Annotated in this window: 5 protein-coding genes and 3 pseudogenes; 3 read left to right on the forward strand and 5 right to left on the reverse strand. The window is 34.6% G+C overall.

Translation table 11 applies throughout. The annotated features are described in order from the left end of the window. Positions 1–14: 14 nt before the first annotated feature. Together AC6ER9_RS09030 and AC6ER9_RS09035 are read right to left on the reverse strand one after the other, a co-directional pair. A pseudogene (locus AC6ER9_RS09030) lies at positions 15–138 on the reverse strand (integrase); the annotation flags it as partial. 164 nt (positions 139–302) lie between these two features. Then, the gene (locus AC6ER9_RS09035; protein WP_497074376.1) at positions 303–446 is read right to left on the reverse strand and encodes a hypothetical protein; all 144 of its coding nucleotides are present in this window, start codon (positions 444–446) and stop codon (positions 303–305) included. 343 nt (positions 447–789) lie between these two features. On the opposite strand from AC6ER9_RS09035, the gene AC6ER9_RS09040 reads away from it, so the two are divergent. After that, on the forward strand, positions 790–1,125 hold the full coding sequence (locus AC6ER9_RS09040; protein ID WP_497074377.1) for a protein tyrosine phosphatase family protein: 336 nt from the start codon (positions 790–792) through the stop codon (positions 1,123–1,125). 2,870 nt (positions 1,126–3,995) lie between these two features. On the opposite strand, the gene AC6ER9_RS09045 is transcribed toward AC6ER9_RS09040, so the two are convergent. Both AC6ER9_RS09045 and AC6ER9_RS09050 read right to left on the reverse strand, forming a co-directional pair. Continuing rightward, positions 3,996–5,012, reverse strand: coding sequence for a bifunctional riboflavin kinase/FAD synthetase (locus AC6ER9_RS09045; RefSeq protein ID WP_497074378.1), 1,017 nt, complete (start codon positions 5,010–5,012; stop codon positions 3,996–3,998). Beyond that, entirely contained in the window at positions 5,012–5,857 is an 846-nt protein-coding gene (locus tag AC6ER9_RS09050; RefSeq protein WP_497074379.1) for a TIGR01459 family HAD-type hydrolase, read from the reverse strand. The genes AC6ER9_RS09045 and AC6ER9_RS09050 overlap by 1 nt, the downstream gene beginning before the upstream one ends. Positions 5,858–7,059: 1,202 nt before the next feature. Here AC6ER9_RS09050 and AC6ER9_RS09055 point away from each other — a divergent pair. Then, a pseudogene (locus tag AC6ER9_RS09055) lies at positions 7,060–7,447 on the forward strand (helix-turn-helix domain-containing protein). 829 nt (positions 7,448–8,276) lie between these two features. Continuing rightward, positions 8,277–8,638 (forward strand): annotated as a pseudogene (locus tag AC6ER9_RS09060) (helix-turn-helix domain-containing protein). 2,429 nt (positions 8,639–11,067) lie between these two features. On the opposite strand, the gene AC6ER9_RS09065 reads toward AC6ER9_RS09060, so the two are convergent. Next, entirely contained in the window at positions 11,068–11,814 is a 747-nt protein-coding gene (locus AC6ER9_RS09065; protein WP_497074380.1) for a hypothetical protein, read from the reverse strand. Positions 11,815–12,012 lie beyond the last annotated feature (198 nt).

The following is a 12,012-nucleotide window of genomic DNA, read 5'->3' on the forward strand; positions in this document are numbered from 1 at the left end:
AAACGAGCGCCGTGCCTTAAGGGGAGAAACAACTTTTCATCTCCCCATAATTCAGTTTTATAACTTTAAAAGATATCTTAATATAATATCTTTTAAATAATGAAGATTGCTTATGGCCTCACGCTTTTCTTTATCTCTTTATCGCTTGTCTTTAAATAAGGGCACGACTCCCATGTAAAATAATGAACACCCCAAACGGAATAGATTTTGGGGATGTCTTCACAGGATTGTTAAATAACATCTCTTAAAGTACTCAAGCCTCTTTCTCAGCGGTATCCATAAATGCTATCATGCAAGTTTCATTAAGCACTATCATCTTGATGCTTATGACGGAGAAAACCGCGCCCATCACCCTCTTTAACAGCTCCCAACGATAAATTCTTGACACTTGAAATGGTCCACAAAAAAGCATTTTTACTCCTTTCTTGTACCGTTTCACGCCACATGAAGCCTCCCTGCTGATAACATGCAAGCAAGGGAGCGAGATTAATGCAACATAGAACAAACTTGAAAAAAGCCTATGGTATTTAAGATTCTCATTCAATACAAACAAATAACGCTAGGTTATCACCTATAATCAATGTCTCTACAAATCCATATCTTGTTTTAGGTTAATAACAAACATGTTGCATAGTAGAATATTTTTCACCTTACAACGCATTTTCCAAGCAGATCTTCTCGACAAAAGGGATATTTTTGTTAAGATGCCCTTGAAAAATCTTACCTTCATCATGTTCTTTTATATACCAAAGAATATCGTGAAGATAATGCGATTGGGAATAAGAAAAAATGAATTTACAACAAATTGAACCTAACATTTTTATTGGTGCTCAAATTAGTATAGAAAATATCAAAACATTGGCACAAGCAGGTTTTAAAACAATTATCTGTAACCGTCCCGATCATGAAGAACTTCATCAACCTGATTTTTCCAGCATTAAAACGATTGCAAATGACCATGGCATAAAAGCCTATCACATTCCCATTTCTCCTCCGACCATAGAAAAATCAGACGTTGAAGCCATGCAAAAAATTTTAAAAACAGCGTCTCTGCCTCTTCTTGCCTATTGCCATCACGGAACGCGTTCACAATACCTTTATCGATTAGCACGTCTTGAATCATAGACTTTACGCACTTGCCATATGCTCTAAAAGACAAAAATTCTTCAATCGATACCGAACAGCGTCTCTGCCTCTTCTTGCCTTCTGAAAACAATGGTCTAGCAATAATTTTTAGCTTACACCTTTCCCTTGGATTTCTCCCTTTATGGAGTCTCTTTCATACAACTCAAAAAGAAAGCTCTGCCCTTCAATAGACAACAAACATGCCTTTCCTAAAACCATAAAAATGCATGCAAATTCATAGGATGATCAAGAAAATATTATTTTCATCTCACTTTTCATCATGGCCTTAGCTTTTTTCTCTTCCTTTACCAATGCACCACATCCATACGGACCAAACATCTAAAACAACAGTAAAACTACTCTCCTCAGATTCCTTATAAAAGTCGCGCAAAGCATTTTATAAAAAATTGTAAGCCATACTCTATAATTAATTACAGCATATTGATTTATAGTGATCATTTATTATTCCACTCGTTGCATGAGAAATCCTAATATGTAGAATTTCTCATTATCTTCAGAATGAAAGGCTACACGACAGCGTGTTTAATCTATTTATCTTGAATTAATCCAAGTCCCATGTCTTTTACATTTCAAAAATAAAAAGAGTCCATATAAAAAATATCTCTTATGAACACTTTCACAGAGCCCAAAACGGGACAACCATTGGAAGCCCGTTAATATAACTCATGGTGCCGGCTTGCTCTTTTTATGAAGTATAAACATGATGTTTCATGTTTGAGACAAAGACTAAACTTTGCTTTCTCTGCTGTTATAAGTTCTTGTATGCCAGATGGAGATAAGTATATTATGTCGCTTTGTTTATGTACTTTCTGAAATAAGGAGAGAAGCCTAATTTGAGGAGGATATAAAGACGTAAAGTAAAAACCAATCTCCAACCTTGCCAATGACCTTTCAAGTGCTTTACGGCTTTCAAAAATATCTAGAGCTACATCTTTTTAAGAATGAAGCTGACACATTTGTCTTACACTTTTATTTCTCATGTTCTTTGAATAAAATCGTGTTTCTCACGTAACACAAAACGCTCAAAATAGAGTATCCAAAACAGAATATCTCCCCCCCAAATATCCTTGTGTTGCAAATTCACACGTTTATTTTAAGAAACATTTCTCAATGTATCCAAGCTCATTTTGTACCACCATCCGTAAAATAGTATAAAGATATGCACATTAAATATTTCCATCTTGATGCTTCATAAAGAAAAAAAGCCGACACCATCACACACTTTTCTAGCTCTAGAATGCTATTACAATCCTTGGAACTTGAGATAATTTATGAAAAGACATCTTTAGTTCTTATTTTATACAGCTTTTAGCTCATGCTTGTGATGTACAAGAAAATAATTTTAATTAATCCAGTATACACAAATTTGAAATAAGAAAATCTTACGGTACTTGAAAATTCTAATTCAAGTTAAATAATCCTAAAATATTATTGTAAATCAATGTTATGATATTCAATAAAGCTTACTTTATACTCTTCAAAAGTATTGTTGAAAAATGGCGAGAGGAAGCATTGAAATATTACTTTAAACAAGCCATAAATTGATAACACAAGTTGTATCCAGCATTCTATCTTTCTGAGAAATGTGATCCTATTCAAAGAATAAAAGAAGTGTGCGGTATCATCTTTAAGATGATAATGCTTTAAATATTTTTGAAAAAAACAAAACTAAATGAACCAAATTAAAAGAAGAGAAATGGTACACTGGTTGATCCCCTTTATCACGTTCTTTCTCCATGAAGCTATTGATTAGTCTCAATAATTATCCAAACAGATACTTGCAATACGCTCGCTCGGTATACAAAAGAGGCACAACTGAGAAAACATTCAACAGCCTTTTTATCTCAAACACATGTCTGTGTTGAATCTGACTATGGTTTGACAAACCACAACAAAAAATTGATGAGAAAAACAACGCCATACAGTCACAAATCAATCGGAAACGGATTGAAGAGAAACTCCAACTTTTTATCCAACAGTTTTAAAAAAACAATGACACCATTAACTTTGTTCTTATCCTAATAAGATGGCCTTACATGATAGGTGTTATAGCTATAAAAGACAAATGAAGATACAACTTTGAGCTTAAAAATATAAAAGGTCTAGAGAATACGATAACAGTGTCGTTCCTTTATATCAACAGCATGAGAAATTATAAAATAAGGACACCTGCTTTCTGGCAATCATTGCTTTTTATCTGCAGTGCATTCTGGTCTGCCTAATGTGAATCCCTCTCACCGCATAGAAGAGAAATAAAACTTAAAGTTTTCCCATCGGTTTCAGCCTCGTTTGTGTGATTGGTTCATCAAGAACCGCTGCTGACCACTGGTTTACTTTACAAGATTCCACAACAAGTCTTTTTTTTTGCAATATGCATCATATGACAAACAAAAATATTACAGGCGTAAAGCTTTACACAAAGCCAATATCATCATAAACAATGATACGGCATCAAAAAGGCACATCAGAAAAAAAGCAATAAGCTTCTAAAATAAAAAAAGTCATCGATTTTAAGTTTTGTAAAATTCTAAGGTTAAAAGCACAAGAAATTTTACAAACAACCTTTCTCTCACTTCTCTTCTTGCCAAATGCGCTGTGTGCTTATTCATTTACTTTTCATCATAGATTTTAACGGATCAGAAAGAAACAAGCAGTAAACTTTTGAGTAACAATAAACGCCATAAAATTAACTGTGAAAAAGACAATGTCTCAATCAGATCTCCAGATATTCGATTCTCCCTCTCAACAACGGAAAAAACATATATTCCATGATGTTTTGGAATATCTCTTTGTGATGATCATCACTTTAAGTGCTATTTGTACAGCTCTTTTCTCTTTTTCAGATACACTTAGAGCATATTTTTAAAAGTAAGCAGCTGATCCAATTTTGATAAGGGTTGAACTGTCTTTAGAATTTCTTTTGCTTTTTTTTCATCACGGTGCATTTGTGCAATCAAAGGTTCAAGTCCATCAAATTTTTCTTGTCCGCGCAAAAACTGGAAAAAAGAAACCGTACAGCTTTCTCCATAAAGGTCATCGTTAAAATCAAATAAATAGGTTTCCAAAAGTGGTGCCCCATCTTTAACAACGGTTGGACGACACCCAAAGCTTGCAACCCCATCATGCAAAACACCGTTAGCACGACGCAAGCGTACTGCATAAACGCCATGTGCCAAACGAACTTGAGGAGGCAATATCTGATTAGCAGTAGGAAACCCCAAAAGACGTCCAAGTTTATCGCCTTGAATAATATTGGAGCATACCCGATAGTGATATCCTAACAAATGGGCCGCTTTATCCACTTTCCCTTGTGAAAGAAGTTGCCGAATAAAGCTAGAGGAAATGACCAATGGTTGTGAATCTTGAGAATGAGAAACGCATGTATGAGAAACACAAGGAACCTGCACGACCTGAAATCCCTCTTCTTTTCCTCTTTGGCAAAGAAGATGGACATTTCCACTTTTCTGATGACCAAATTGAAAATTTTCACCTGTCACCACAACGGAAACATCAAAAGTTTCCTTTAAAATCGACCTGATAAATTCATCCGCTGACAGAGCTGCAAATTGAGCATCAAACGGCTGTTCAATCACGCCATCAAAGCCAAGGACTTTAAAAATTTCAGCTTTTTCAGCCGCCTCTGTCAAACGATAGACAGGCGCTGAAGGTTGAAAAAAACTTCTTGGATGCGGTTCAAAAGTTAAAACAACAGCGGGTTTCTTTTTTATCCTCGCAAAATCAAGTGCTTTTTGCAACACCACCTGATGTCCACAATGGACACCATCAAAATTTCCAAGTGCTAATACAGCGCCCCGCCAAGCTGAGGGAAACATATGAGTTCCCTGAAGACGTAAAAAATTCGCCATTACTGAAGTGCCCACATGATTGCTTTTGGTTTATAACCATAACGTTCTAGAAAAGAATGCAAAGCTTTCTTATCCATCACATCATTTTGCGTATAATCATAACGATGAATCCCCCCCATAATATAAAGGGCATCAAGACCAAAATGAGCCGCCCCCTTAATATCCGTTAAAAGACCATCACCAATCGCTAAAACTTGACTTTTTTCTACTGTCCCACGTATTTTTTGAAGTTTTTCAAAAGCACATTCATAAATAGGTGCATGAGGTTTTCCAGCAATGCGAACTTCCCCCCCTAATTGCTGATAAAGACGTGCCAACGCACCAGCGCACCAAAACTCCTTATTGCCATAGTGGACAATCACATCAGGATTAGCACAAATAAAAGGTAAATTGCGCGCTCTTATGCGACGAAACATTTCCTCATAAGCAGAAGGTTCTTCATCAAAATCTTCGAGAAAACCACTACAAACAACAACAGAAGCTTCCCATTCTTCAACAAATTCACACGCTAACCCTTCAAATAACACCAAATCACGTTGTGGACCAATGAAAAAAACTTTACGCGGCGCAGCACAAATGAGATCCCGCGTTACATCCCCAGAAGTAATAATGGCATCATAATAGTCACGATGAATATTCATGCTTTGTAATTGGGCCGCCACATCTTCCCGTAATCGAGGAGAATTGGTCAATAAAATAACCGTTTTTCCCATTTGTCGAATTTTATACAACGCTTTCAACGCTGGTTCAAATGCCTGCACACCATTATGCACCACACCCCACACATCACAAAAAACAGCATCATAATGCGCTATAACAGTCTCAATATGGGTAAGTTCATTCATGGTGCACCTATCTCTATTTATCACTGATCAAACTGTCTTTTACTTCAAAACTACTTACCGAAAGATAAAACTTCTGTCATCTTCTTTCTCAAACCATATCCTAACTTTGCACCGCTTATAAAAATCATAATGATAAAATAAATTCGTTAAATTCTGTAAAATTTTAAAACGCTTTATAGCAAAAGCTTATCATTCCACAATGCCCATTTTCTCATAAAAACTTCAAGTTTAAAAAACAACTGCATTAATCCAGTTTTTTATCGAAAATACTCAAATTCTTAAATGTGGAAAATAAACGGATTTAAAAACATCTAAAAATTGCTTTTTTCAGTATAAAATCATTGACTTACAACAATAATTTATTATTAACGTTTAATAAAAAGCCAAAATATCTTTTCTTATTGCACATTCATAATTAGAATGAGCCATAAAAACATTTAAAGATAAAGAATAAAATATTCCTTTCTCTCAAATGCAAAAAATTTCGTAACATTTTGAACGAACAAATTTATGTTCCAGCAATATATGCTATTGTGCATCTTTTTTTCAGTAAAAATAAAAGTATAATTTTTATCCTATCCATAGAAGCTTTATCTTTATACACTACACAAAGAACCATTGTGAAATGAGTGCGAACCTTAAGAAAGATCTCTTTAAAACAAGCATGTAAATATACGAACAGCCCAATCTATTTTGTTTTGTGTATTCATTGAGCACTTTCCTCTCATCATGCTTCTGGAACCGTATGAAAAACAAACCTTTTTGATTATGGGTCATAATCTTCGTTAAACGCCCCCTAGAGAGCTTAATCTTAAACCCTGTGTATTTGTTTTCTCTCTTTGCCAAAAGCAGGGCTGATAGCATAATTTTAATGAGTAAATCTTTTAAAAATTTAAAAGAAAACAGCCTTTCATTTAAAAAAAACCGATCCGTTTCAAGAAAAATGATTTTTATTACCAAGCTCTTAAAATAACTTTACACGTTAAAAAATGTGCTGGTCGTATACGCACCGATCAAGAGGAAAGACAAACCTTAAAACCTAAAAATGAATTTATCCCGCTTTATGGATATCCCAGAACTCTGGGAGATTTTACACTGTCCAGATACATCTTACGCACTAAAAGCAAAAAGGTTGAGTCAAGAGTACTTTTAGACTCCCTAAATACCAACGCGAGAGCACTCGCAACCGGAGGAGGCTTAAAGTGCAAATCAAAAATCCACATTTTATTGATATTTCGATTAGCAAAAGAATTCTTCACGAAACGCATTGCCATGGGGCTTTCTCAAAAAGCCTTAGGAAGCTTTTTAGGTGTCAGTTTCCAACAAATTCAAAAATACAAAAAAGGTTTCAATCGTGTAAGTGCCAAATCTTTACTGGAAATCACTCAAAAACTAGAGGTTCCGATAAGCTTGTTTTATGCTGATCTTTTAACAGCGGATATTGCCACAAAAGAAGATATTTCAGCACAAAACAATCACTCATACCATAATCAATACACCTATAACGAAAAAAAACACGCCCTTGTGAAAAACTTTAGAGAACTCAAAGAGAAAATACAAAAGGCAATTTTATGGTTGATTTCTGATTAGAAAAAAGACCCCTCAAACATTATTTGTTTATATATCCAGCATCTCCCTGCTCAAAATTTCTCATGGCTAATATCACCGCCCCGTAAAGCGCCATGTTTTACGGCATAAGAGACAAAGCACAAACCACGCCCTAAACGACACACACAACGCATAAAGCTTCCACACCCTAAAACTTCCCCTTATCTTTTGCAGCTCAACGTTTTTACGCTTTTACATCTTTACTGAAAATAGTAAAGGAAACTTACAAACCATCACTGCCCCTTTCTTAAAAAACTCAAAGGACCAAAGGAGCCCCCCACAGCGCTCTGTAAACAAAAATCTACAATCCCAATTTCCTCTCCAAGCAATATCCCCACACACAACACCTCTCTCAAAAAACATGTATCAAACTTCAAAAAATGAGCCCCGTCCGCTCATGCTATTTTTCACGCATCTCGTCATACCAACTCTTGTACACACCGCCCCTATCCATACACATCTTTCTCTCCTCTATAACCCCCATCAGCACCCCCATAGACTTCTCTCCTCTCCATCCCAGTTCCCCCTTCATTCCCCCCATCATCCTCTCCAATTTTGCTAATTTTTTAAAATTACTTTATTGGTGAGCACGTGTTCTTAGTCGTATACGCAACGACCAATAGAGAAAACAAACCGAAAACTTCGATACATGAATTTATCCCGCTTTGTGGGTATCCCAGAATTCCGAGAGATTTTGCACTGTCCAAGTGCATCTTACGCACTAAAAGCAAAAAGCTGATTCAAGGTCAGTGCTTGTTACTCCCAGAATACCAATGCGAGAACGCTCGCACGCGGCAAGGGAAAATGCCAAATTCAAAATCTTAATATTGATCTGTTTGTCGGCAAAAAAATTTTCTTAAAGAGAAAAGTATTAAGAATATCTCAAAAAGCCTTAGGAAGCCATTTAGTTGTTAGTTTTCAACAAATTCAAAAGTAGGAAAAAGGCTTAAATCATGTAAGTGCAAGATGTTTAAAGAAAATTTCAGATATTTTAAATGTTCCGGTTTCCTTCTTTTATGCTGATATCATCACAAAAGAAAACGCCCCATACCATCATGATGAAATTTCTTCAAACAGAGAAGAATATTTGCTTTAAAAAACTTTAAAATTCTCACCACGGTAAAACGCAAAACCATTTCACAATTGATCTCTGATCCTAATAAAAGCTTTTAAAACTATGCCCTACAACGTTAAAGTTTTTCTTTCCCAAAATTCATGCATATTTAAAGGACAGCCTTCTATTCCATTACGCATGCTGTTTTATTTAAGGCGATCTGCACTTAAACTTAAGGAAAAACTAAAGAATGTTGCTATCAATGTGTGAAATCCTTTTCTTGACTTCCCTCCCCTTAAAAGACAAAAGCTTCCACCTGTTCTGCTCTGTAAACAGTCCAGCTTCTTATCTCACCCCTTTCCTTGATTCACGTTTATATCCCCACCCTAAATGAAGAGGCTTTCATAAGCTTTAAAGAAATTCTTCATTGAATATCCACTACTCTCTCTCACCAAACTCCACATGCATACAAGTTTTATGCCTGACATCACCATACTTCAAATGATAGTATTTTACAGCACAACAGGATAAATACTTAACCGTATTTTAAAAAGCATTCTCCTTTTCACAATAGGAAACGCCATTTATTTTTAATAATATACATTGGATATACGAAAAACTTGTAAGATGCCTCCTATAAAGATTTAGTATCTGTTATAAATTCTAAAGACACGTTTTTCCCTCTAAAATCTCAATGCCACACAACACCTATCATAAGAAAACGTGATCCCATATTCTCGTAAAAAATAATACTCAAGCCAATAAAGTTGAAACAAAATATATTGTTGAATATATATTCAATAATATATTGATTTATAATGATAATGTATAGTTTTGCATAGTGTATGAAAATTCCCACATATCGTAAGATTTTCTCATTTCAAACCTGTCCCATGTTGAATCAAACCACACCATCCACTTGCACCTTAAAAACAAGTTGTACTTTAAAAGCAGAATGAATGTGTGGATAAAAACGATTAAGAAAAGATGAAAAAAGGCTTTTCATGAATCGTCTTAAAGGAAAGAGCTGTCGCAACACTCAAAAGTCAGCAACAAGTGTGTTATGATACCGACTTATTTCTTCACAAGCATCAAGATGGAAGTGCTCAATGGATTGACCATTATACATTGGCGATCATTGATAATAAAAAATGATAACGATTGCTTCTATAAACATGAAAGAAGTCACAATCAACGGCACAGTAATTTCTTTATTTGGAGCTTATAGATCACATCCATTGTTGAGATATGTATTTCTTAAAAGCCGTATCTACGATCTATAGAATCTATAGAATCAAGCTTTGGTAAGAAAAATATTTCATGATCTGCTTTTAGAACATTTTGACAATTTGTAGAGTCCTTAACAGCTGACGTTGAAAGAAAACTCTTCTTTCTCGCCCCATTCTTCTCTTAATTTTACAGCTTTTTTAATATTCCACACTATTTTTTTTCACACCTCGCTCCCAATAATAAAGCCATACAGAATAAAATATTTTTTAACCTTCTTTATATACCTTATCTGTTAACATTACCCCCAAAATGGGTTTTGAATTTTCATATTTCATGAAGAGATAACGTTATTATTCGTTGTTTTCTTTCACAGTGAATACTTTAAAATAAAATAACGCAAGAAGAGCTTACAATACCCATCGTATAAGTTTATCATAAAATACCATGAAAAAGAAAAAACAAAACTGAATAAAAATGATAAAATCAAAAGGTGCATACATGTTTTTATCCAACTGATTTCAAAGAGAAATACAGCAATAGGAATTGTTATTTTTTAGAAAATTTAAAAGCATTATAATGCTTGACATCACGACCAATGAACCACGAAGCCATAACAAGAAAAGGACAACCCCTTTTATTTATTTTTGGTCATTTTTCCCCCGTTTAAGGCTTAAATTAACGTGACCTCAAAATATAGAGAAAACAATCAACAATGCACTTCATTTTTATGAAGATTTCTTCATGAGGGTCTATTGGAGATCAATCCATCATTTGCAAGACTGAAATTTAGCAGCAGATAATTTTATAGAAAATTTCGCACCGAACGCCACAGATTGATCACTCTTAAAGAAGTGAACAAATATTGCTCAAAACTAAATTGCCCAATCTTGAAGATAAAATTCTGATTTTTAAAAAATTTCTATGATTTTTTTTAAGCCATTGTGAAATGTTCTATTAGTATACCAAGCATTCCACGATTTTTGAGATCTCTTTATTTTTTATCTTTACCCATCCCGTTCTAGAAATCTGTTTTTTAAACATTTTTTATCTTCTCACTTACTTCTTTAAGCACAAATATTCAAAAAACCTTTGCCAACAACAATGACATTTTCGTTCTTTCATCAAGTACATAAGCAAAGATAGAGAATCTATTTTGAGAGCAAATCTCTTTTGGAAATAGCAGTGTTATCTGCTCATTTTTATGAAAAAAGACGCTAATAATATCAAGGTTAATTCCAATTTTTCCAATAGCCTGTTGCAATTTTATGGGTAAAGTTTTCTTTATAAAAGTTTAAGTTAATATATTCACTAAAGTCAATCACCGACGTGAAAAGGGATTGTAAGAACCATTATCTCGCCGCCACTTGAAAGGTTCAGTAAAGTCACTTGACCAAAGACCAATCTTATTGTTACGCGCTTTTTCTTCTACATGATAATACTGTGTTGGAATAGGATTTTTACTCTCCTTTGAAAGCACCAGCATACCTTCGCTAAGACCTGCCTCGGCTAAATCAATCCCCTGAACAAAACACTGCGCATAATAAACACCATTGTGCATAAAAGCCTGCTTACAGGATAAATCCTCACCAAGTGTTTTGGTGACAAGCCAAGCCATTGTAACCGCACCACAGGGCCATTCTTGATCCTTAAACTTTGCTTTTTGACGAGGTGCACATGTGTCTACGCCATAAAGATGAATATCACGGGCGGTATGGGATCGCCAAGATTGTGCAGAAGGTGTTAGTAATTTAAATGTAACCCCGCTGGTGACCGATGCCCTACCATGAAAAACAATCCTATTATGTACATCATCGTTTGATATAATATTCTTTTGCGGGTCGAGCGCTGATTCATTTTTTTTAAGCACTGATTCAGTTTTTTCTAAGGACTGTTGGGTGATCGATTGACTCAATTTTTTTTCTTCCTTGTAGAGATCAAGAATATCTTGGATATCTTCTATCTTAAATGTTTTAAGAACGCTGAAATCTATTTTATCTTTATATTGGACTAATCCCCAAGCTACGGAACCCATAATGTAAATAATAACAATTAATTTAAATGGCATCTCTTAACACGCTCGCTCAAAAAAATCATTGTTTTTCGCTCCTTTCACATTATTTATCAGCAATACCATTGTTTTTAAAGAAAAAAATAAAAATATCTGTGCCGCAGATTAACTACACTTTGTAAAGAATAATATTATTTCTTTCCCTGTTTCAATATTGTTGTCTTAACCAATAATACAACTTAAAATTGCCATTTT

This window comes from Bartonella sp. SL317 (genome assembly GCF_059687655.1).

Excerpts from the sequence above, each read along its gene's own strand:
- AC6ER9_RS09065 (WP_497074380.1), bottom strand. The coding sequence starts at position 11,814 with ATGCCATTTAAATTAATTGTTATTATTTACATTATGGGTTCCGTAGCT.
- AC6ER9_RS09040 (WP_497074377.1), top strand. The coding sequence starts at position 790 with ATGAATTTACAACAAATTGAACCTAACATTTTTATTGGTGCTCAAATT.
- AC6ER9_RS09035 (WP_497074376.1), bottom strand. The coding sequence starts at position 446 with ATGTGGCGTGAAACGGTACAAGAAAGGAGTAAAAATGCTTTTTTGTGG.
- AC6ER9_RS09045 (WP_497074378.1), bottom strand. The coding sequence starts at position 5,012 with ATGGCGAATTTTTTACGTCTTCAGGGAACTCATATGTTTCCCTCAGCT.
- AC6ER9_RS09050 (WP_497074379.1), bottom strand. The coding sequence starts at position 5,857 with ATGAATGAACTTACCCATATTGAGACTGTTATAGCGCATTATGATGCT.